Source organism: Streptococcus mitis (assembly GCF_002005545.1).
GTDB lineage: Bacteria > Bacillota > Bacilli > Lactobacillales > Streptococcaceae > Streptococcus > Streptococcus mitis_I.
The window spans coordinates 1,782,577-1,804,900 of record NZ_LBMT01000001.1; the positions used below are offsets into that span (position 1 = coordinate 1,782,577).

General features: G+C 39.4%; 20 protein-coding genes and 1 pseudogene. 2 read left to right on the plus strand and 19 right to left on the minus strand.

Features of this window, described 5'->3' with window-relative positions; translation table 11 throughout:
* The first annotated feature begins 35 nt into the window (after positions 1–35).
* Positions 36–1,514, plus strand: coding sequence for an oligosaccharide flippase family protein (locus tag QS39_RS09055; RefSeq protein WP_077805299.1), 1,479 nt, complete (start codon positions 36–38; stop codon positions 1,512–1,514).
* A 100-nt stretch (positions 1,515–1,614) separates the two neighbouring features.
* Here QS39_RS09055 and QS39_RS09060 read toward each other — a convergent pair whose 3' ends face one another.
* The 17 genes from QS39_RS09060 to QS39_RS09135 form a co-directional block, all read right to left on the minus strand.
* Complete coding sequence (locus QS39_RS09060) at positions 1,615–2,427, minus strand: LicD family protein (protein ID WP_077805300.1); 813 nt, start codon at positions 2,425–2,427, stop codon at positions 1,615–1,617.
* A gap of 58 nt (positions 2,428–2,485) precedes the next feature.
* Entirely contained in the window at positions 2,486–4,645 is a 2,160-nt protein-coding gene (locus QS39_RS09065) for a LicD family protein (RefSeq protein ID WP_077805301.1), read from the minus strand.
* Positions 4,646–4,666: 21 nt separating this feature from the next.
* Positions 4,667–5,635 (minus strand): glycosyltransferase family 2 protein, encoded by a 969-nt coding sequence (locus QS39_RS09070; RefSeq protein ID WP_077805302.1) that lies wholly within the window; start codon positions 5,633–5,635, stop codon positions 4,667–4,669.
* Positions 5,632–6,477 (minus strand): LicD family protein, encoded by an 846-nt coding sequence (locus QS39_RS09075; RefSeq protein ID WP_077805303.1) that lies wholly within the window; start codon positions 6,475–6,477, stop codon positions 5,632–5,634. The genes QS39_RS09070 and QS39_RS09075 overlap by 4 nt, the downstream gene beginning before the upstream one ends.
* A 125-nt stretch (positions 6,478–6,602) precedes the next feature.
* Positions 6,603–7,898 carry an LCP family protein gene (locus QS39_RS09080; protein WP_077805304.1) on the minus strand — a complete coding sequence of 432 codons (1,296 nt, stop codon included), beginning with the start codon at positions 7,896–7,898 and terminating at the stop codon, positions 6,603–6,605.
* On the minus strand, positions 7,895–8,743 hold the full coding sequence (pheA, locus tag QS39_RS09085; protein WP_077805305.1) for a prephenate dehydratase: 849 nt from the start codon (positions 8,741–8,743) through the stop codon (positions 7,895–7,897). The genes QS39_RS09080 and pheA overlap by 4 nt, the downstream gene beginning before the upstream one ends.
* On the minus strand, positions 8,740–9,216 hold the full coding sequence (locus tag QS39_RS09090; protein WP_077805306.1) for a shikimate kinase: 477 nt from the start codon (positions 9,214–9,216) through the stop codon (positions 8,740–8,742). The genes pheA and QS39_RS09090 overlap by 4 nt, the downstream gene beginning before the upstream one ends.
* The gene (aroA, locus tag QS39_RS09095) at positions 9,209–10,492 is read right to left on the minus strand and encodes a 3-phosphoshikimate 1-carboxyvinyltransferase (protein ID WP_077805307.1); all 1,284 of its coding nucleotides are present in this window, start codon (positions 10,490–10,492) and stop codon (positions 9,209–9,211) included. The genes QS39_RS09090 and aroA overlap by 8 nt, the downstream gene beginning before the upstream one ends.
* A 91-nt stretch (positions 10,493–10,583) precedes the next feature.
* Positions 10,584–10,922 carry a YlbF/YmcA family competence regulator gene (locus QS39_RS09100; RefSeq protein ID WP_077805308.1) on the minus strand — a complete coding sequence of 113 codons (339 nt, stop codon included), beginning with the start codon at positions 10,920–10,922 and terminating at the stop codon, positions 10,584–10,586.
* A gap of 53 nt (positions 10,923–10,975) precedes the next feature.
* Complete coding sequence (locus QS39_RS09105; protein WP_077805309.1) at positions 10,976–11,263, minus strand: hypothetical protein; 288 nt, start codon at positions 11,261–11,263, stop codon at positions 10,976–10,978.
* 143 nt (positions 11,264–11,406) lie between these two features.
* Positions 11,407–11,556 carry a hypothetical protein gene (locus QS39_RS11075; protein ID WP_180375026.1) on the minus strand — a complete coding sequence of 50 codons (150 nt, stop codon included), beginning with the start codon at positions 11,554–11,556 and terminating at the stop codon, positions 11,407–11,409.
* A gap of 10 nt (positions 11,557–11,566) precedes the next feature.
* Entirely contained in the window at positions 11,567–12,670 is a 1,104-nt protein-coding gene (locus tag QS39_RS09110; RefSeq protein ID WP_077805310.1) for a prephenate dehydrogenase, read from the minus strand.
* 9 nt (positions 12,671–12,679) lie between these two features.
* On the minus strand, positions 12,680–13,846 hold the full coding sequence (gene aroC, locus QS39_RS09115) for a chorismate synthase (RefSeq protein ID WP_077805311.1): 1,167 nt from the start codon (positions 13,844–13,846) through the stop codon (positions 12,680–12,682).
* Positions 13,847–13,855: 9 nt separating this feature from the next.
* Positions 13,856–14,923 carry a 3-dehydroquinate synthase gene (gene aroB, locus QS39_RS09120; RefSeq protein ID WP_077805312.1) on the minus strand — a complete coding sequence of 356 codons (1,068 nt, stop codon included), beginning with the start codon at positions 14,921–14,923 and terminating at the stop codon, positions 13,856–13,858.
* An 18-nt stretch (positions 14,924–14,941) separates the two neighbouring features.
* The gene (locus QS39_RS09125; protein ID WP_077805313.1) at positions 14,942–15,796 is read right to left on the minus strand and encodes a shikimate dehydrogenase; all 855 of its coding nucleotides are present in this window, start codon (positions 15,794–15,796) and stop codon (positions 14,942–14,944) included.
* A complete protein-coding gene (gene aroD / locus QS39_RS09130; protein WP_077805314.1) occupies positions 15,786–16,463 on the minus strand; it encodes a type I 3-dehydroquinate dehydratase in 678 nt (225 codons plus the stop codon). The genes QS39_RS09125 and aroD overlap by 11 nt, the downstream gene beginning before the upstream one ends.
* A complete protein-coding gene (locus tag QS39_RS09135; protein ID WP_176139564.1) occupies positions 16,460–17,623 on the minus strand; it encodes a class I SAM-dependent rRNA methyltransferase in 1,164 nt (387 codons plus the stop codon). The genes aroD and QS39_RS09135 overlap by 4 nt, the downstream gene beginning before the upstream one ends.
* Before the next feature lie 116 nt (positions 17,624–17,739).
* On the opposite strand from QS39_RS09135, the gene QS39_RS09140 reads away from it, so the two are divergent.
* Complete coding sequence (locus QS39_RS09140; protein WP_077805316.1) at positions 17,740–19,890, plus strand: LTA synthase family protein; 2,151 nt, start codon at positions 17,740–17,742, stop codon at positions 19,888–19,890.
* Positions 19,891–20,502: 612 nt separating this feature from the next.
* On the opposite strand, the pseudogene QS39_RS10895 reads toward QS39_RS09140, so the two are convergent.
* Positions 20,503–20,592, minus strand: a pseudogene (locus tag QS39_RS10895) (IS200/IS605 family transposase); the annotation flags it as partial.
* 186 nt (positions 20,593–20,778) lie between these two features.
* A complete protein-coding gene (locus QS39_RS09155) occupies positions 20,779–22,122 on the minus strand; it encodes a DEAD/DEAH box helicase (RefSeq protein WP_077805318.1) in 1,344 nt (447 codons plus the stop codon).
* Positions 22,123–22,324 lie beyond the last annotated feature (202 nt).

Sequence of the window (22,324 nt, forward strand, 5' to 3'; positions counted from 1 at the left end):
TAGAGACCATTTTACAATACAAGAAAGAAAGTACAATGAAAAATATAAAAGTTAATGCACTGGCTAGCTTACTAGTCAATGTTCTCAATATCGTTTTTCCGCTGATAACCAATCCTTATCTGACTCGGATTCTCAGTAAATCCAATTACGGTTATTTCAATACCGCAAATACCTGGGCTAGCTTTGTCATTCCTTTAGCAGCATTTGGAATCTATAACTACGGAATTCGAGCTATCAGTAAGGTCAAGGATGATAAAAATAAAATCAACTATGTTTTCTCTAAGTTATTCTATATCTCCATTATTACATCTGTTCTAACAACAAGTATCTATTTCCTATTTATTTATCTGGATAATAGTATTGAAAATTTGAAAGAACTCTACTATATACTTGGTGTCCAAGCTCTCTTCCAATTCCTTTATATCGAGTGGATGAATGAAGCTTATGAAAATTATGCATTCATCTTATATAAAACATTGGTTATTCGTATTGCCATGTTGGTCGCTATCTTCACCTTTGTAAAAACTCCAAATGATATCGTACCTTATGCAATCATCATGAGTGCAACGACAATTCTTAACTATCTACTCAGTTTTCTTTGGATCAAGAGAGAAGTTTCCTTTGTTAAGATTGGTCTTGTCGAATTAGTCAAAGCATCTAAACCACTCTTGACCATGTTGCTTCTAGCTAATGCCAATATGCTCTATACCTTACTTGATAGAATGTTTATCACCAAAGGGCCTGATGAAAACTATATTTCTTATTATACCATTGCTTCCAGCATCGTCATGTTGATTGCCAGTGTCTTGAGTGGAGCTATCAACGTTAGTATTCCACGTCTCGGCTACTATCTCGGTAAGAAAGACTACGAATCTTATAAAAATCTTCTAAACCAAGGAGCCGCCCTCTTTTATTTCCTTATCATTCCAACCAGTATTGGGATTATGGTATTAGGGAACTACGCTGCAGTCATCTATTCTTCTGAAAAATACCTTGAAGCTGGTATTGTGACTAGTGTCTTCGCTTTTCGGACTATCATTTGGGCCATTGAGTTAATCCTTGGTAAACAAATTATCTTCATCAACGACCACGAAAATCGTTTAACAGCCTTTTACTTTATTGGTGGCGGTGCCAATATCCTACTCAACAGTCTCTTATATTTCAATAATATTTTTGCACCAGAGTATTACATTGCTACTACTATTATTGCAGAAACTGTAGTTGTTCTACTGGAAATTTACTTTATCAAGAAACATCATCTGCTTGACTTAAAAGAAATCTTTACTACTTTAACACGCTATACTATTGTATCGCTCGGATTCATTCCGATCTATTTTGCGTTTAAATTCCTTTTCCAAATCAACTCTTATATAGTCAACCTCAATATGATACTCATGGTTCTCTCGACTGTTGCAACCTGTGGAATCTACTATCTCTTGATACTTTTTATCACAAAAGATAAAACATTCCATTATGCACTCAATCTTGCTATTGCTAAGATTAAAAGAAATTAAAAAAATCACCTACCTATCTAAAACAAGGAATATTCCTTGTTTTAGATAGGTAGGTTATTTATTTTATCGAATTATCAAATCAAAGCAACTTGCTCATAAATTAATCAATCCAGTAATTTTTATCAGTTCCTGGATTTTGATTTTCAATAGGTGGAGGAGTCATATAGTCTTCACCAAACTCGTAAACTAAAATCTCATGGAATTTTCTAGGAACCTTCACAAGAATATTCTCATATGGCATTTCAATTGTATCATATAACCACTCTTTCTTAATTCCACTTGGATAGTAAGAGTCATAGGTAGTACATGCAAGATCTGTAGCCTGCTCAACATCATATTGCAAAGCTAACTTCTCTAATTTTTCATTCCATTTCTGTGGAGAAGTCAGTCTAAAAATTGTAGATGCAAAATAACGTGGTAAATTTTTGACACCTCCATTATCTATTTTGACTCCTTTAAAATTCAGAGACGAAAGTCGAATAAATTGTTTATAAAGCCTCATCTTTTTTCTATCACGTTCATCTGTAACAACCCCATCGTATGGGAAAATATCAACACAAGTACCTAGAACAACCGACTTATCTAAAAGATTAGCATCTCTTCTTGTCCTCACATCATAAACTCTCATATATGTATAAGGGTAGCCTTTTGTTTCTCTATATGAAATTAATCTGTAGTAGGGATGTTTTTCATTTTTTAATATCTCATAGAGCTTTTCAAATTCATCTCGAGCCAAAGAAATGTCGGTATCATCATCCCAAGGAATAAAACCTTTATGGCGTACAGCTCCTAGCAAGGTTCCAAAATCAATAAAATACTTGATTTCATGCTCCTCACACAATTCATGCAAATAGTTTAAAATATCTAATTCAATTTGTTTAATTTCTTCAAGAGTCAAAATTTTCTCTGACATCTATTATTCACTCCTAATCTTTTTACATCGAGTTAATGGCTTCTTCATTTCAATGACATCATTGGGATACCTTAATAATCTTCCACAATTGAAAATCATGATGAGAGAACCTTAGCTCAACTGGTGGCAGTTGCGTGTAATCTCCGTAGTCCGAGGTCAGAATTTCATGATAGTTTTTTGGAATCATAAATTCCTTACCTTCGAATACACCCATAATAGTTTGATTCAACCACTCCCGCTTCCAGACTGGTTTATTCATATCTTTATAAATAAGATAGTCAACCAACTCGTAATCATCTACTTTTCTAGATTGAGCAAGCTCATCAATACCTCTAATATACTTGTTCGTATTTGTGAAATAGAAGATAATGACTGATATATAGCGAATTAAAGAATTTAATATACTTTTAGTATTGGTAATACCTTTAAATGTATAACAGCTCAATTGACGTTTTTTTATAAGTCTCGTCATTTTATCTTTAAAAACCGAGTCATCCTCGTAACCATCTACAGGGAAAATATCCACATAAATCCCCATATTGGAATCAATTCGAACATCTTCTTCTAGTAAATAAGTTTGATTATCCTGAACTTTCATAAAGGGATAAACATAGTTGAGATTATTTTTATAAGACATCACTTCGTAACGTTCATCAGGGTTAGCGATAAGATAGTCTTGCAACTTTTCATAATCTTCTCGTAACATACAGATATCCATGTCATCATCCCAAGGAATAAAACCTTTGTGACGAACCGCACCGATAAGACTGCCATAAGCTAGGAAATATTTGACACCAATTTTCTGACAAGTTTCATGAATGTATTCCATGATTCCTAGTTCCATCTGTTGAATCTCTCTAATATCAGTTACTTCCTGATAACGAATACCTTCATCACGTTTACAAATAACTAATCCATAACCAATGATCAACCAAAAGATAATATTGATAAAGTTAGTTGAATACATAATCTGACTTTCAAATAATTGACCGAACAAGATGCCAAAGAAAAGAATCATAATCAACTTTTCAGAGTTCTTTTTGGAAACAATCAAATAAGTCAAAAAACGTTTCATTATATATCCTAGTATAAGGAGAAAGGATACTAAACCTAAAATTCCAGAACTAACAAATATCGTTACCAAAATGTTATGGAAATTTCCACCAATAAGAGAATTTTGAATTTCGAATTTACTGAAATATTTTGTGTAATAATCTGGAACATTCCGTACACCATAACCAAAAATTGGTTTTGCACTTCCCATTTTTATAGCATTTTTCCAAATATAAGTTCTACCACTAGGTGTTGTTTCTATTAGATGAAGTTCGCCTGTTTTTTTTATAACTGAAGAATCTGTTTCTGCATAAGATTGTCCTTTATTTAAGTCTAATACAGTCGCTTTCCCCGAAGATATGTAAATAGAAGTTACATAACTCAATCCGATGTTAGTAGCAGAAACAAGTAAAGCAGAAACAATAAAGATTAGAAATCGCTTAGCTAACTTGCCCCTGTTAATAAAGAAACTATAAAACCCAATCATTAACACTAAAGATAATAAAGCACCCCTACTTTGCATGGTTGCAAAGTAAACTAATTGAATCACATTATTCAGTTTTAGATAAACAGAGTATTTGTTTCCTTTATGAATCAAATACATAGCCAAAACAATGCTAATATATGAAAAAATTGCACTAGCATTGGGATTAACAATTCCCCACAAACGCCCATTCATAACACCATAGTAATAAGATTGCTGTCCAATTTTAAATAGGATAAGTACTTTACTTACTAATAATGTAAATGCAAATATAGCAGAAGAAAAAGAAATAATTTGAATAGTGTAAGAAATCCAATCAAATAATTTCTTTAATTGACATGATTCTAACATGGTAAATAATAAAATATAGGTTACCATAAAGAGGATCTCGATCACATTTCCAATCAAATGTCCAGAGCGATTGAAAATAGCTGATAACAGATGACTTCCAGCCAATAGACCAAATAAGGACAGAAATTTACGATCCACTATGATTTTTTTCCACTTAAACAATAATGTATAGCAAATATAAAACAATACAATTGCTGATAATCCCTTATAAAGAGGATTGGCTATCTTATAAACTAGTGAACTCATACTTAAAATCGAAATAAAAACAAACAGATATGAAACCCATAGTTTTGATTTTTCAAAGTATTCATTCATTATTGGAAAATTCATTTTCAACTCCTTCTCATAATATTAGTTTCTTAATCCAACAATTTTTTTATATATCCATGGAGAAAAGACAAGTGACAGGACAGCTATCTTACGAAATGTGGTGAAATAAGTATCCTTCCATATTTCGTGTCGATGCTGAATAATCCAAGTTCTTAGTTCAACTTTCTCCTTTTGATACTGCTCAGATGAAGTAAATATGATTTTATCGTAAACTGTGATATATGACCAACATTCTCTATTTTTTAATTCATATTTTAAATTAGGAAATACTTGTGATACTTGAGCAATAATGTTCTTATAAACTTCTATCGTATCAAATACATACCGATTAACAGATGTTGTCGCACTTCCCTCACGATGATCATAATAATAAATTGGTTTGTCAATAAATACGCTACTGCATCTTGTCTTTAGTAGCAATTCAGTTAAAAACAAGGCATCTTCAGCTAGATGGTAGTCTGTATTAAATTTCTCATCTACCAGCAGGTCTCTCTTAAATAGTTTTGCGACTGGAAAAAATGATGTCTTAGTGGTCATCAGTAATTCTTTCATGGTTTCTTCTGTTGACCAAAGTTCTTTTCTACCAGAATACGGGGGTAAATCTGTCACTATTCCATTTTTGATATGATGTAGAGGAGCAATCACAAAACCTACATTTCTTCCCTCAACTGCACTAGCTAAAGTAGCTAGGTAACCCTTGGTGACGAAATCATCACTATCAACAAAAGTTATCCAAACACCCGTCGCTAGCTGAATTCCAATATTTCTGGCATTAGAAACACCAGCATTTTCGATATGGTAAACCTTGATATTTTCATACTGATATGCTAAATGATCACAGATTTGTCCACTGGAATCAGTAGATCCATCATTTATTAGGATTAGTTCAAAATTAGTATAAGTCTGATGAAGAATTGACTCCACACATCGCTCCAGGTAGGCTTCTACATTGTAGACTGGAACGATAACGCTAATTTTTTCACCCATCATGCTCCATATTCTCCCTTGTATTCTGTATAAGACTTATCCATATCAGCGATGACAGCATCATGATGTGGTAGCTGCTTATCTGCTGGTGGAGGTGTCATATAATCCCCAAAAGCAGTGCTGAGATAGGCATCGTAGCCAACTGGAATAGGCATCTCTGTCCCTTCAAATGGCAAGAAAAGATTATCCTCAAAAGATGCGATTGGGTACTTGTTTCTCATGTAGCCAGGACCTGAGCATAATTCTGTGATGCCATCGCTCTCATCCAGACTATACTTGGTCATTTCTTTCTCAGCTTTTTTCCAAATGCGATAACGGAGAGATTTTGGAGTCACACCCAGTAAAATACGGCTTCCCCATTTCATAAGTGCACCATGCTTTTCTGGAATAGTTTGGGCACAAAAGAGTGAATAAAACAAGGCCCAGCGAACCTGTTTCTTCCGCTCAGCTGGATTTTTAGGATAATAATCCAAAGGCAAAACATCCAAGGCCAGACCATGTGGCAATTCTAAATCCTGCTGATAAGGTTTGATACAGGTCGTTTCCTTGTCACGAATGGTAATAAAAAGATTGCGGTCGACAAAATCCTTGTTACTCTTCGACAAGAAATAACGTTCATCTGCATAACGAGGCCATAATTCTGCTAATTTCTCATAATCTTTACGAGGCATAAAAAAGTCTAGGTCGTCGTCCCAAGGAATAAATCCCTTGTTTCGAAGGGCACCAATAGCACCTCCTCCACAGAGATAACAGAGTAAATCATGTTCCTTGCAAAAGGCAACAAAATATTCAGCCATCTCCAGGCTACGAGCCTGAATTGCTTTTAAATCAGTCATATTATTCATTATTCTTTCTATCGTATCGTTCCATTATACCACAAATAGGGGGTGAAAATCTATTGCAGACTGTAAAAAATCAAAGCCTGACTGCTATCCAAATAGCTATCAAACTTTGATTCTTCTGTCTTATCTTATCTCAAGCCCATCTGAGACAATTTATTCTGATATTTGTTTTGATCGACAAGCAAGCCCAAGCCTCCATAAACATCATAGGCATCTACCCAGTCACCCAGTTCTGGAATCGTCAATTTTTCAATACCATTTTGAACTCCGTCTAGGAAAGACAAGCCATTTGTTAACAGGAAGGTATAAGGAACATTCGTTGAGGTCATTGCGAATACCTTGCCAAGTGCCTCTGAGCCTGTAAAAAGCTTGGTTGGATCTTTGATTTGCTGAAGAACTGCTGTCAGTACTTGTTGCTGTCTTTTGGTACGGCCGTAATCCGCCTCATCATCATCACGGAAACGAGCATAATTGAGCAAGGTCGAGCCATTCATCTGCTGTTTTCCGACTTTGATGGTTTGGGTTGGAGACTCAGTCTCAGTAGCGTGTAAATCATCGCCGACTGTAGCTTCTGTTAGTGGACGCCCATTCAATGTTGAAAATTGAGCATCAATTGTCACCCCATCAGGGAAAAGTGTGTCAATCGCTGTAGCAAAGGCCTGAAAATCGACCAAGGCATAGTATTTAATGTCCAAGTCAAAATTATCTTTCAAGACTTGACGAACCATTTCTGCCCCTTTTTGCCCCTCTTGTTCTCCTAACTCATAGGCTACGTTTAACTTGTTATCTGTCTGTTTTCTACCGTTAATCACTTGACTGTAACCGTCTATATAAACCAAATTGTCACGCATGAAGCTGACCAGCTTAATTTTCTTATCTGAGCCGCCAACATTTAATACCATAATAGAGTCCGTCCGCGTCTCAGCACTATTTTGACCGATTCGCCCATCTGTACCCATGATCAAAATATTAACTCCATCTCTGGTATCTTGACCATTAAAAACTTCTACTTGAGCTGCCCTGGCATTGACATTTTTATCTGGATTAGCATTGGTGTAACCTTTTAAAAACATAAAAATCATACCTAAGGCTAGACAAGCTAAGATAGCCAGTAAACCTGCGAAAATGCGCCCCCAACGTAGCTTCCGCTTTTTAGTTTTTTTCTTTGGAAGAGAATTGATTTTCTGGTATCTCTCAGAACGACTACGGCTATTATAAGAAGGAATCGAAGTGTTAGCACTTGTCTTTCTATAATCCTCTGTCAATTCCTGACTTTCTGAGGGAGCGTCACTACTTGCCCTATTTAATTTGTCTTGCAAATAAGCAAATTCCTTTTTCTCTCGCTCATTGAGGTAGTGAATATTCTTAAGTAGATAGTCATAACGCAACTGCTCATGATGGCTTAAGGGATTTTCTTTACTCATCTTCTCTCCTTTCCATGGTCTGATATTGGATAAATAGGATAGGCACCCAGAATTTTATACTGGATTCCAATAGCTTCTAATTCTTTTTGGGCAAAGTGAACCAAGTCCTTATCAGTATAGTCCACATCGATAATGAAAAAGTATTCACCCAACGCTGTCTTGAGTGGACGACTTTCAATTTTTGTCAGGTCAATTCCTCGCCAAGCAAAGGTCGAAAGAGCCTTGTAGAGTGCACCTGGAAGATTGTCAGGTAAGGTCAAAGCTAAACTCATTTTTTCAGTTTGTGCTTGCAAGGGAATGGCTACATCTTCAGCTCCCAAAACCCAGAAACGTGTGAAATTTGCTTCCATTTCCTGAATATCCTCAGCAATCAGTTCCAAGCCATATTCTTCAGCAGAACTTCTAGGCGCAATAGCCGCAAAAGGCTGGTCTGGATGTTCGGAAATAAAGCGGGCCGCATAGGCTGTACTGGCTGTCACCTCAATTTGAGCCTCTGGATACTGTTCATCGATGAATTTCTTTCCTTGAGCCAAGGCCTGTGGATGTGAAAAAATCTTTTCAATCTTAGTATGACCTGGAACCACCATCAACTGCTGATGAATAGGCTGAACGATTTCTGCCACTGCTTGGATGCGAGCCTGATGAAAAAGGTAGTCCAAGGTTTCATGAACACTACCCTCGATAGAATTTTCAACTGGCACCACAGAATAGTCCACCAAGCCTTGCTCATAGGCCTTGATGACATCTGTAATGTTGGCAAAGGCCTGCAATTCCTCCTGAGGAAAAGCTGTCTGCACAACGTGGTGTGAAAATGATCCCTTGGGACCTAGATAAGCAATTTTCATCTCAGTTCCTCTATAATTTCCTCTGGGCTTAACTCGGTCACATCCAAAACCCGACTAGCTACTTCCTCATACCAAGCCTGTCTTTCTTGAAAAACAGCTGCAAGTTCTTCCTTGCTATTATTTAGAAAAAGCGGACGCTGATTGTCCTTATCAGCTGCGATACGTTGGTAGAGGGTTTCAAAATCAGCTTTCAGATAGATATTATCAGAATTGGTTTTGAGTAAATCACGATTTCGCTGAGAAATGACCACTCCTCCACCAGTTGACACAACTTGGTCTCTTTGTAGTAACTCAGCTAATACTTCTGACTCTACCTGTCGAAAGACCTCTTCGCCCTTTTCAGCGAAAAATTCCGCAATAGACATACCTAAGCGCTTCTCTATCAGAGCATCCATATCGAGATAATCTGGGTCCAAGCCTCTTGCAATAGTCGATTTGCCAGCCCCCATAAATCCTAGTAATACCTTAGCCATGAATCAAGTTCTCCAAATCATCAAAGAAGCTAGGATAGCTGGTATTGATAGCCTCAGCACGGTCAAGCGCCACTTCTCCATCTGCAACCAAGAGGGCCGCGATAGCCGTCATCATGCCGATACGATGGTCTCCAAAAGTATTGACTCTAGCACCGTGAAGAGTTGATTTTCCTTTGATAATCATCCCATCTGCCGTAGGAGTAATATCTGCTCCCATGCTATTTAAGGCGTCTGCCACAACCTGAATACGGTCTGTTTCCTTAACCTTGAGCTCCTCAGCATCTTTGATAACTGTTACACCATGTGCTTGGGTAGCCAGAAGAGCAATAATGGGCAATTCATCAATCAAGCGTGGAATCAAAGCGCCACCAATTTCTATTCCTTTCAAGTCAGAAGATTCAACAATCAAGGTAGCAGATTTAGCGACTGGGTCAATTTCAGTCATTTCCAATTTTCCACCCATGGCACGAATGACATCGATAATACCGGTGCGCGTTTCGTTGATACCCACATTCTTAAGCACCACACGAGAGTTTGGAACAATCAAACCTGCGACCAACCAAAAGGCTGCACTGGAAATATCTCCTGGAACAACCACCTTTTGTCCTGTCAATTTTTGCGGCCCTTGGACTGTAATTTTCTTGCCGTCTACACTTAAATGACCACCAAATTGTTGCAGCATATCTTCAGTATGATTACGGGTGCATTCTTTTTCGATAATCACTGACTCACCTTGAGCCTGCAAGGCCGCAAAAATCAAGGCTGACTTAACCTGGGCAGATGCAATTGGCAACTCATAATGAATAGGTGTTAGGGTTTTCGTTCCTTTCAAACGCAAAGGAGGCAAATCTCGCTCAGTTTGCCCTGAAATGCTGACGCCCATTTTTTTCAGTGGAATAGTCACACGATCCATAGGACGTTTGGAAAGACTATCATCTCCAAACATTTCTACTTCAAAGTCTGCACCAGCAAGGACACCTGAAATCAGGCGAATAGAGGTGCCAGAATTTCCCATATCAAGGGCATTTTGCGGAGCTTTTAGGCCGTCCATACCGACACCTTGAATGGTAATAACCCCATCTTTATCCTCAATCTCAACACCAAGGTCACGAAAAACTTTAATAGTTGAGAGCACGTCCTCGCCACGCAAAATATCATAAACCTTGGTCTCACCCTCAGCCAAACTTCCAAAGATAATGGAACGGTGGCTGATAGACTTGTCACCTGGAACGCGGATACTGCCATGTAAGTGGCTAATGTTTGTTTTTAGTTTCATATTGGACCTCATACTTGCAATACTTTTACCTATTTTATCATAAAAAGCCAGAAATTCCTTAAAAATTCCTGACTTTATGATAGTTATTTTCTTATTTTAGTAATTCTGAAACTGGTTCAAAAACAATTTTTTCAATGTCAGAAAGATAAATTGCCAATTGTTGTTGCTTGGTAAAGAATTCTGACAAGAGGCTATTCCCCTGAATCTGTTTACCAAAGCCTTCCATTTTCGCTTGAAAGGAAGCGTCTGGCATTTGACCTGTCTGCGCTAGTCTTTGAATTTCCTCTTGGAAGGCAACGTACTCTGTAAAGATTTTACTTGCCTCAGCATCTACTGAAATCGCATCTTTAGCTGCTTTGACAGCCTTGTATTCTGGCAATTCGCGTAGACCGCGACTGAGTTCGTTTGCACTATCGTAAATATTTGACATGATTTTCTCCTTATTTATTTCTTTTAAAATTACTAGTCACTCTGTGGTCTTTATTATTGTGCAATCACTTTTATATGACCTCTTGAATATCCATTGCTTAATTCCTTATCTGGTATATACTCTATCTTCAAAGTTCCTAAATTAGAACCTGTTTTTATTTCATTTGACATAAGATTATCAAAATAGTTATTTATCTCATCATCAGATAAGGATGATTCAATCGATTTAACAATATCATGAAATACTTCTTTCATTCCTGCAACACCAGATTCACTATTTTCATTTGTCTGATTTATTGTTACATTGATTTTATAAGTATCATTTGCATGTAAAAGTTCCAAGTAGTATCCGTAGCTTGATGCGAAATATTTTATTTTTATATTTCCTTTTTTGATATTTTCTAATGGGCTATTAGAATTTTGATTATAGCCATTGATAAACTCATTAATAATTCTATCGTCTACATACTTGAATTGTTTTTCTCTTAACTTATTTCCTTGTTGGATGGTTCATTTTTTGTCTCGACACTTGCTTCTGAATTAGTTTTCACATCTTTTTTAACAGCGTAAGCTCTAAGTAAGATAAAAGAAATAAAGATAATACCAAATATGAATCTAGGCTCTATTTTAGGCATATTTTTCTCCTTATTTGATGACGACTGTATAGTCTGTATTTTCTGTTATGAGATGTTCGGCTCTTTCCAAGTCTTGAGCGTTTTTAAATGAAATTTGTAGGATCCCGTGAATATCTTCACGGTTTTCCTCATTGATGTGAATATTAACCAAGGAAGTTCCACGTAGCAATTCCAAAATCCTCAAGATGACATCTTCTTCATCGGGAACATCGACATAGAGGTCGTAAGAGCTATCCACACCGCCACGTTTATGGATTTCCATGGCCTGACGTTGCTCACGCGCTTGGTTGAAAAAGTTCCAGATCTGCTCTTCATCTCCCTTGCTGATAGCCTGACCAACCTCATCCAAACGTTCCTTAAAATCCTCAATTCTCTCTAGGATTGTCTCACGATTGGACAAGAGAATGGAGGTCCACATTCCCGGCTCGCTTTCCGCAATCCGAGTCATATCTCGAAAACCACCTGCCGCAAAGCGCCTTGCCATCTCATGTTCTTGAGCATAAACCGCGGTCTGTTCCATGAGACTAGAAGCCAGAATATGAGGAAAATGGCTAATCTGAGAAGTGACACGATCATGCTCCTTGGCATCAATCTCGATAAAACGAGCATGAAGACCTGAAAGCAGGTCCTTCATTTCCTCAAGCGTGTCCTGACTTGTCAGACTCGAAGGTGTAAAGATATAATAGGCATTTTCAAAAAGATTGACATCCGCAGAAGCAGCCCCTGTCTTGTGACTACCAGCCATGGGATGGGCCCCGACAAAGCGAACAGATTTGCCAGCCAAATACTGCTCCGCTGCATCTACAATAGCTGACTTGGTTGAACCAGCATCTGAAATAATGACGCCTTCTTTCAAGTCCAAGTTGGCCAACTCCTTAATGAAAGCAATAGTTTGTTTGATTGGCAAGCTGAGAATGATGATATCCGCAAGAGGAGCAAAACTGGCAAAATCATCCGTTGCACGGTCAATCATGCCTTCTTTCAAGGCAATATCTCTCGAAGCTTGACTGCGATTATAGCCTAAAATTTCATAATCTGGATGATCGCGTTTGATACCAAGTGCCATAGAGGCACCAATCAAACCAAGACCTGCGATATAGATTGTTTTTGCCATAGGAACTCCTTAATAGTTCTTTGTATAGTCTCGGTGTTTGGCTACCGCTTCTTTTAGTTCCTCAAGATTATCTGATGAGAATTTTTCGAGGATTTCTTGTGCCAGAACCGTAGCCACAACAGCTTCCATGACTACTCCTGCAGCTGGAAGAGCGGTCGGATCACTTCTTTCGACTGTTGCCTTGTAAGGTTCATGGGTTTCGATATCCACACTCATAAGTGGTTTGTAGAGAGTAGGAATGGGTTTCATGACGCCACGAACAACGATCGGTTGCCCATTAGTCATACCACCTTCAAAGCCTCCCAGATTGTTGGTACGGCGGGTATAACCGTCTTCTTTAGACCAGAGAATTTCATCCATGACTTGGCTGCCTTTACGATAACCAGCTTCAAAGCCAAGACCAAATTCCACCCCTTTAAAAGCATTGATAGAGACAACTGCCTGGGCCAATCGCGCATCTAATTTTCTGTCCCATTGGACATAGGAACCAAGACCAACCGGAACACCTCCAACGACTGTTTCCACAACTCCACCGATGGTATCTCCATCACGCTTGATTTGGTCAATATAGTCCTTGATTTCCTGTTCTCTTTCTTGGTTGACAATAGAAACTTCGGACTGGGCGGCTCTTTGCTTAATCTCAGCAACTGTGAGATTCTCAGGAACATCGATTTCCTTACCACCAAAGACCACGACATGGTTGGCAATCTCCATATCCAGTTCAGCCAAGAGGCGTTTGGCTACAGCCCCGACTGCCACCCGCATGGTGGTTTCACGGGCAGATGAGCGCTCCAAAGAATTTCTTAAATCATCAAAACGGTACTTGATACCCCCAACCAAGTCGGCATGACCTGGACGAGGATGGGTAATTTTCCGCTTGCTTTTAAGGCGGTCTTCAATGTCCTCTGCAGACATGATGTCCAGCCATTTCTGGTGGTCCTTATTGACGACATCCATGGTAATAGGAGCCCCTGTCGTCTTCCCATGGCGAACACCTGAAGTAAAGACAACTTGGTCGCTCTCAATCTTCATACGACCGCCACGACCGTAGCCACCCTGACGGCGCTTAAGGTCCTCATTGATATCCTCAGCTGTCAAAGGAAGTCCAGCTGGAATTCCCTCAATAATAGCTGTCAGACGAGGGCCGTGTGATTCTCCTGCTGTTAAATATCTCATACACTCTCCTTATTTTACCAAGTAGTCTTTCATCTCTTCCAGAGAAACTGGGTGAATGGTCGCTGAGCCGAGCTCTGGTACCAAGACCAATTTCAAGGTGTTTCCACGCGCTTTTTTGTCATGAGTAAGAGCCTGATAAAGCTTGTCAACTTCCCAATTTTCATAGTCAACAGGCAAGTCGAATTTCTGACACATCTCTGTGATAGATTGGGTAATGCCAGCTGGCATGAGGCCTTTTTCCTCAGCAACCTTGGAAATCTGTACCATTCCCATAGCCACAGCTTCACCATGCATGACTTTTCCATACCCGGCAGTCGCTTCAATAGCATGGCCAATAGTGTGACCAAAATTGAGGTAAAGGCGAACACCGTTGTCCAACTCATCCTCAACAACCATCTTGCGCTTGACCTGACAAGAATGTTCAATCAAGGTCTCTGCATGTTCCAGAATGCTCTCTACAGAACCATCCAGCTCCGTCAAGAGAGCCCAAAGTGCTGGATCCTCAATCAAGCCATACTTGATGACCTCACCCATTCCTTCAATCAACTCTCTCTTTCCGAGCGTTTCAAGGACAAGCGGATCAATCAGAACCCCGTCTGGCTGGGCAAAGGTCCCCACCATATTTTTAGCAAATGGAGTGTTGACACCCGTCTTTCCGCCGATAGAAGAATCCACCTGAGCTGTCAAGCTGGTCGGAATCTGAACAAAGTGAATACCCCGCATATAGGTAGAGGCTACAAAACCAGCCAGGTCCCCAACGACACCACCACCAAGAGCCACGATTCCATCGCTACGAGTCAACCCCTGCTTAACTAGGAATTCATAGACTTTCTGAACAGTAGTCAAATTCTTTCTTTCTTCACCTTCTAAAAAGTCAAAAACAGCTACCTGAAAACCAGCATCTTCTAGGCTGAGCTTGACCTTCTCTGCATAAAGAGAAGCTACATGATTGTCTGTTACAATGACCACTTTTTGAGGTTGCCAGAGTTCTCGCAACCATTGACCAGCCTGAGCTAGACAACCTTTTTCAATCTGAATATCATAAGGATGATGAGGAATATCGATTCTGATTTTCATAGGAAAATCTCCCTTTCTTTATTGGTATTTTTCTGTTAAGGACTGCCAAATTTCTTCTGTCGGCATTTCCTTGCCCGTCCACAGTTTAAAAGCTTCTGCAGCTTGATAGAGCAACATTCCCAGACCATTGACCGCTGGATTGCCCTGCCTCCTAGCCCATTTCAAAAATGGTGTTTCAAAGGGTTGGTAAATGATATCTGCTACTAAAAGAGTTTCTGATAGGACAATGCTTTCAGCAACTGGAGATGATTGACCATCCATGCCCACACTGGTCGCATTGACAAGTAAATCCGACTCAGCAATCCTTGCTTGCAGTTCAGAAACATCTTCTAAAGCATACAAGTCCACTTTAAAGCCTGTCTGCTCCTGTAACTTGTTCAGGTAAGGTCTTGTTTTTTCAATAGAAACTGAACGAACAAAGACAGAAATCTGACTGACACCATCCAAAATAGCCTGTGCCAAAATGGACTTGGCCGCACCACCTGCACCCAGCAGGGTCATCTTCTTACCTGTAATTGTAAAAGAAGGCAAGCTCTTAAAAAATCCCTTGCCATCTGTATTATATCCAATTAAATTGCCATTCTCATTGACAACCGTATTAACTGCACCGATTAAGCGCGCTTCATCGCTCAGCTCATCCAAATAAGGAATCACCTGCTCCTTATAAGGCATAGATAGGTTGATACCAAACATCTGGTAGCGACGAATATTAGCCACCGTTTCTGCTAAGTCACTCGCTTCAATCTCCCAAGCCACATAAGCACCGTTGGTAGCTGTCGCCTCAAAGGCGCTGTTGTGAATAAAGGGGGAAATAGAATGCTTAATAGGATTGGCAACAACGGCAGCTAAACGTGTATAGCCATCAAGCTTCATCCAAAATCTCCCGAATTTTTTTCATGTTAGCTAAGGAAATCTGACCTGGGGCACTTGCCTCATCTAGACTAGCAAAGGACCAGCTAGAACCAGTCACATCCGCAGTGATACGAGAGACCTTGCCCACCTTGCCCATAGAAATGGTCACATATTCCTGCTCAGGATTGAGGGTTTTAAAGCCTCGTGTATAGTTCATTAAGTCTAGCACATCTTGCTCCGTGTGAGCCATCACCGCAACCTTAACAAGTTTTGGATTTAGGCTCGTCAACTCTGACAAGATTTCCATCATGTTCTCAGGTGTTTCTTGGAAATTGTGGTAACTCAAAACGAGATTTGGGAAGTCCAGCATTTCTTCAAAAACATCCTTGTAGGTATAGTACTCAAAATCAATATAGTCTGGTTGATAGAGTTGCGCCACTTCCTTGATTAGATGGATATATTCTTCTGGAGAAAGTTCGATTTGTCCCCCTTCAGAGCGAGTTCGCAAGGTGAAAACCAACTCACGGCCTGCGAATTTTTCAAAAATAGCTGGAGCCACCTGCAAAATCGCTTCCTTAGGCAGATAGTCGGCACGCCATTCAATGATGTCGGCATCCAGATACCTCATGGCATCCAGAGCCTGAGCCTCCTCTAAACTTCTTGGCATTACTGAAACGATTAATTTCATTTACTAACCTTCATACTAATCACCTTGAGGTAATTACTACTTTCATCTTTTTTATTATAGGCAAAATCTGCTGGAAGACCGTATTTATTTAAAATCTGGTAACTTCTTCCTGCAAAGCCTTTATCAATTTGTTCTGTAAATTTCTGGCGGGAAACATTGGCAGCATTGGTACTGGCAATGATAATCCCTCCCGGATTTAAAATCTCAAGACTCTGAGATATCAACTTGTGATAATCCTTAGCCACAGAGAAAGTTTGTTTTTTATTCCGAGCAAAGCTAGGCGGATCTAGGACAATCACATCGTAGGTCAAGCCTTTTCTCTTAGCGTATTTGAAATATTCAAAGACATCCATAACTATAAAACGATGCTCGTCTGTGCTGATTCCATTGGCCTGAAAATGCGCTTGTGACAATTCTCGTGAACGTTTAGCTAGGTCAACCGAAGTAGTCTGGCTTGCTCCCCCCATAGCTGCAGCTACTGAGAAGGCTGCTGTATAAGAAAACATATTGAGCAAGGATTTGCCCATAGCCAATCCATCCACTAAACTACCGCGAACCTCATGCTGGTCTAGGAAAATCCCTGTCATCAAGCCATCATTCATAAAGACTTGATACAAGACACCATTTTCCAAAACAGTGAAAAAGTCAGGTGCTTCTTGACCATAAACATGGGCAGATTCATAGTCCAAAGCCTTAAAACGGATCTTCTCATATACTCCTAAAACCTCAGGAAAAACCTGTCTAAAAGCTTCTGAGATAACCTTGCGAATCTGATAAACATAAGAGTTATACCAAGAAAAGACAGCATAGTCGCCATAAAGATCCACTGTCAGACCCCCAAAGCCATCTCCCTCTTGGTTGAAGAGACGAAAGGCAGTTGTCAAATCATCTTGATAGTAGGTTCTTCTCTTTTCTTTAGCTTGTCTAAACAGCGTTTCAAAGAAAGCTTGATTGAAGGTCACCTTGTCTGTGCTCACAAACCAGCCCAAGCCCTTGTTTTGCTGAGAAAGGTAGGCAGTCCCAAGAAAGGTTCCTTCCTGACTCTGCACTTCTACTTCCCGATCCTTGAGATGAACATTCTCAAGATCACTGGCTTCTAGTAAAACTAGCCCCTTAGCGAGCTTCTTTTCAACCCTTTTGCTGACTCTTATTCTATTCATAACTACCATTATATCAAACTTTTAGCCAATTCTCAAAAAAGAAACTACCCTTGCTTTTTTACTCTTCTTTTAAAAAATGGTATACTAATACTAATAAAAAATTAGGAAGTAAATGTGTGAAAAGCAATTTTAACAAAATCCAAAAAGCCGTCGGTACCAGACTGGGTTTTGTCCTAACCCTTTTAATCCTATATTGGCTCAAAACCTTATTAGCCTATGCCGTTGACTTTAATTTAGATATTCAAGTGGGCAAGTTGCAGGGAAATTACCTTGCCTTTATCGCCTTTTTCAATCCCCTTCCCTTGGGACTACTCCTGCTGGCTCTAGCCCTCTATGCTCGGTCAACCAAGATTTTTTATGGCCTGAGTATAGCTATTTATAGCCTTTTATTCATTTGGCTTTATTCTAACGTCTTTTACTATCGAGAATTTAGCGACTTTATCACGGCTAATACCATGAAGGTGGTCAGCAAGGTGTCTGTCGGCACTGCAGAACTAGAGTTACTGCGTCCTTGGGATTTCATCTATTTTATGGATTTCCCATTGCTGGCTTTCCTTTTCTATAAAAAATTCATCCAGCTGGATAGGAGACCCTTCAAATTCCGCTCCAGTGTTGCTATCACTGCTCTCTCAGCCCTGCTCTTTTCTGCTAATCTTTTCTTGGCTGAAATTGAGCGTCCCGATCTCCTGTCGCGAGGATTTTCGAATTATTATGTTGTCCGCGCCCTCAGTTTACCAGCTTTTCTAGGTTATAGTGCCAACCAATCCTACAGCGCCAACAAGGAACGTGCCAAGGCCTCTGAGACTGATCTTCAACCTATTACAGATTATATTCAAGAACATTCTGCTAAGCCCAATCCAGACTATTTTGGCTTGGCCAAAGGAAAAAATGTGATTTATCTCCACTTAGAGAGTTTCCAACAGTTCCTACTTGACTATAAACTCAACATAGATGGAACTGAGCATGAAGTCACTCCCTTCCTAAATTCACTCTACCATTCGCAATCAACCCTAGCCTTTTCGAATATCTTTAACCAAGTCAAGGCTGGTAAGACCTCAGATGCGGAAACCATGCTAGAGACCGGTTTGTTTGGACTTGACCAAGGTTCCTTCATGGTCAACTATGGAGGTACCAATACCCAGCGGGCTGCGCCTTTTATCCTATCAAAAAATGGCTACCAATCAAGTGCCGTCTTTCATGGTAATATTGGGACCTTCTGGAACCGGAATACGACCTACAAACAATGGGGCTACCAATACTTCTTTGACGCATCCTATTTTACTAAGCAAGACAGTAGCAATTCTTTCCAATATGGTTTAAATGATAAAATCATGATGAAAGATTCTATCCAGTATCTGGAGCATTTACAGCAGCCTTTTTATACTAAGTATATCACGGTGTCCAATCACTATCCCTATGCTAGCAATCTGACAGGCGATGAGCTTGGTTTCCCACTGGCTAAAACCAAAGATGAAACGATCAATGGCTACTTCCAAACCGCCAACTATCTGGATAGTGCTATCAAGGCCTTCTTTGACTATCTCAAAGAAAGTGGCCTCTATGAAAAATCCATCATCGTCATCTATGGAGACCATTATGGCATTTCCAACTCCCGCAATCCTGAGCTGGCACCCTTGATTGGAAAGACTTCTGAGAACTGGTCGAATTACGACAATGCCATGTTGCAACGAGTGCCTTTTATGGTGGTCATGCCTGGTTATGAAAAGGGGCAAATCATCAATACCTACGGTGGACAAATCGATATCTTACCGACTCTCGAACACCTCCTTGATATTGAGTCCAATTCCTTCCTTCAAGTTGGGCAAGACCTTCTGTCTCCAGATCATCAAGAAATCGTTGCCTTTCGGACTGCCAATTCCTTCGTCACACCAAAATACACCAGTTATGACGGACGAACCTACTATACTGAAAGTGGTCTTGAAATCAGTAATCTTGATGAACAAGCTCAGACTGAACTAGAAATCGTTCGGCAGGCAGCCAGCCAACAGCTGAAAATCAGCGACCAGATTCAAACTGGTGATTTAATACGTTTCTACCAAGCAGATCATCTTGGAAAAGTTGATACAGAAAGTATTTCTTACCTCAATTCTTTGCCAATTCTGCAAAAGATTGAGCAGGAAAAAGGTAGTCAATCAACCAGTCTCTTTAGCCAACGACAAGGTAAAACCAGTGCTGACCTTTTCAAGGCACCAAGTTACCAAGAACTCCATCCAGAGTCAGCAGAAACCGAATCAAAATCACAATAAAAGATGCTCTTCCGTCTTGGAGGAGCATTTCTTTTTATAAAATAAAATTAAACAAAAATCAAAGAGCAAACTAGGAAACTACCCTCAGATTAACTGTGAGATTATAGGTAGAGAGGTTGTACCTGCAATATATGACTGTCAAGTTTAGTGGTGTAGATAGTAGAATAAAGATGAGAAGGCATAGAGAGAAGATAAATCACCTTAAGCAGGTATCTGGAAAATTTGATTTTATAGAGAAGCCTTTTGTTACAAACTCAATATACTATCAATAAATAATATTATAGAAGCAACAATAATTATAATTTCACCTATCTGCATCATTCTATTTTGAACTCTAAATATATGTTCTATCAAAAATACTTGGATCACACACATTATAGGAATTAACGTTTTTGAAATTGAAAAATATCCAAATAAATAAACTATAAACAACAAAAATAGAAACTTGTTATATTTGTTATTCATGACATTCCCCTCTTTATTTTTTGATTACCAATCTTAATAATTTACAACTACATTATAACAAACGACAAAATTCTTGTTAACAAATATTGCCATTTTTAAAAATTTTTTGTGATTCTAATGTGATAAACTACTTCGATATTGATTTCAGATGACTTTTCGTCTATACTTAGGGGTGAACACAATGCGATACTTACAGTTCTACTTTGTGTGCGATAAACTATGAGACTTTTGTGCCATATTTTTCTCCTTTCGCTTTACAATTGGCTTGAACACCTTTATTGTATCGCGTTTGGAGTTTTTTTGGTATAACCTTCGACGCACACCCGCATAGCGGGTGGTTTTTTGTCTCGTACCTAACGGAGCGAGACGGACCGAAAGTCACATAATTAAAAAAGTTGGAGCTCAGCACTCCAACAATTACTATTAAAATGTTTGGCGTTTTGCTTTACGCTCTGCACGACCACGAGCGCGATTTTCGGCACGCTTGGTTTTGCGGCGCTTTTCATCAACCGCCCATTGAATTTTCTTCTTATAACCCGGTTTGACTTTTTTCTTTTTCTTTTTGACCAAGCCAATCATTTCGATATCAAGTTTATCTTGTTTTTTCTCACGGTTAGCACGACGATCACGGTCATAAGTATCTTGAAATTCCCCGTCTTTGACCATCTTAGGAGTAAACTTGATTCCCAATTTCTCCAATTCACGGATATCCGAATCATCGCTTGGTTGGTAAAGGGTAATGGCTGTACCTGGTAGGCCATTGCGTCCGGTACGACCAACACGGTGGACAAAGAAAGATAAGTCTTGCGGAATGGCATCATTGATGACATGGCTGACACCTTCAATGTCAATCCCACGCGCCGCCAAGTCTGTTGCGACAATGTACTCAAAATCCAGATTTTTCACCTGATTCATGATACGCTTGCGCTCACGAGGGGCAATATCCCCATGGATTTTTGCCACCTTCAAGCCCTGAGCAGTCAGATATGAATGCAATTCATCAGCACGCGTTTTAGTGTTAACAAAAATCATTGCCAAATACGGTTGCATCAACTGAGTTAACTGGTAAATTTGAGCATTCTTATCTCGGCCCTTGGTCGAAATCAACCAATTATCAATAGTATCAGAAATGACCGTTTTGGTCTTGATTTTCTCCATAACAGGATTTGATAAGTATTTTTTCAAGAATGGTTGCAGTTTTTGTGGAATAGTCGCTGAGAAGACCATGAATTGCAGATCTTTTGGAAGGCTTCCAGCAATCTTATCAACAGTTTCTAAGAATCCCATATCCAAGGTCATGTCTGCCTCATCAACCACAAAGGTCTTAGCCTTGTGAATAGCTAGGTCACCAGACTTAACTAAGTCATAAATACGGCCAGGCGTTCCGATAACAATATGAGGCTGGTTGCTTGCCAATTTCTCAATCTGACGAGCCTTATCTGTCCCTCCCACATAATTAACCACACGAACTTCTACTTCTGAGTGGGCTGCAATCTGACGAGCTGCTTGGTAAATTTGAGTAGCCAACTCACGACTCGGTGCAGTAATCACGGCTTGTACACTATCGCTAGCTTCATCTAATTGCTGGAAAATCGGTAACAAGAAAGTATGAGTCTTACCCGAACCTGTTTTTGATTCACCGACTAGGTCACGACCTGCCAAAACAATAGGAATCAACTTATCTTGCACCTCTGTTGGAGTTGTAAATTTCAACTCCTGCAAGGCTTCTCTAATATAGTTTTTAAATTGAAATTTCGTAAATGACATAATACCCTCGATTCTATCTATCTTATCAATTATACCACATTTTATTCCATTTCAGTAGCCTCACTTATTTATACTCAATGAAAATCAAAGAGCAAACTAGGAAGCTAGCCGCAGGCTGTACTTGAGTACGGCAAGGTGAACCTGACGTGGTTTGAATTTGATTTTCGAAGAGTATTAGGCTATTTCCAGTAGCTTCTCTAAT

Coding starts and splice junctions, on each gene's coding strand:
- pheA (WP_077805305.1), bottom strand. CDS start 8,743: ATGAAAATTGCTTATCTAGGTCCCAAGGGATCATTTTCACACCACGTT.
- aroB (WP_077805312.1), bottom strand. CDS start 14,923: ATGAAAATCAGAATCGATATTCCTCATCATCCTTATGATATTCAGATT.
- QS39_RS09055 (WP_077805299.1), top strand. CDS start 36: ATGAAAAATATAAAAGTTAATGCACTGGCTAGCTTACTAGTCAATGTT.
- QS39_RS09080 (WP_077805304.1), bottom strand. CDS start 7,898: ATGAGTAAAGAAAATCCCTTAAGCCATCATGAGCAGTTGCGTTATGAC.
- QS39_RS09065 (WP_077805301.1), bottom strand. CDS start 4,645: ATGAATTTTCCAATAATGAATGAATACTTTGAAAAATCAAAACTATGG.
- QS39_RS09075 (WP_077805303.1), bottom strand. CDS start 6,477: ATGAATAATATGACTGATTTAAAAGCAATTCAGGCTCGTAGCCTGGAG.
- aroA (WP_077805307.1), bottom strand. CDS start 10,492: ATGAAACTAAAAACAAACATTAGCCACTTACATGGCAGTATCCGCGTT.
- aroD (WP_077805314.1), bottom strand. CDS start 16,463: ATGAAATTAATCGTTTCAGTAATGCCAAGAAGTTTAGAGGAGGCTCAG.
- QS39_RS09110 (WP_077805310.1), bottom strand. CDS start 12,670: ATGGCAAAAACAATCTATATCGCAGGTCTTGGTTTGATTGGTGCCTCT.
- QS39_RS09100 (WP_077805308.1), bottom strand. CDS start 10,922: ATGTCAAATATTTACGATAGTGCAAACGAACTCAGTCGCGGTCTACGC.
- QS39_RS09060 (WP_077805300.1), bottom strand. CDS start 2,427: ATGTCAGAGAAAATTTTGACTCTTGAAGAAATTAAACAAATTGAATTA.
- QS39_RS09090 (WP_077805306.1), bottom strand. CDS start 9,216: ATGGCTAAGGTATTACTAGGATTTATGGGGGCTGGCAAATCGACTATT.
- aroC (WP_077805311.1), bottom strand. CDS start 13,846: ATGAGATATTTAACAGCAGGAGAATCACACGGCCCTCGTCTGACAGCT.
- QS39_RS09135 (WP_176139564.1), bottom strand. CDS start 17,623: ATGAATAGAATAAGAGTCAGCAAAAGGGTTGAAAAGAAGCTCGCTAAG.
- QS39_RS09125 (WP_077805313.1), bottom strand. CDS start 15,796: ATGAAGCTTGATGGCTATACACGTTTAGCTGCCGTTGTTGCCAATCCT.
- QS39_RS09155 (WP_077805318.1), bottom strand. CDS start 22,122: ATGTCATTTACGAAATTTCAATTTAAAAACTATATTAGAGAAGCCTTG.
- QS39_RS09070 (WP_077805302.1), bottom strand. CDS start 5,635: ATGATGGGTGAAAAAATTAGCGTTATCGTTCCAGTCTACAATGTAGAA.
- QS39_RS11075 (WP_180375026.1), bottom strand. CDS start 11,556: ATGCCTAAAATAGAGCCTAGATTCATATTTGGTATTATCTTTATTTCT.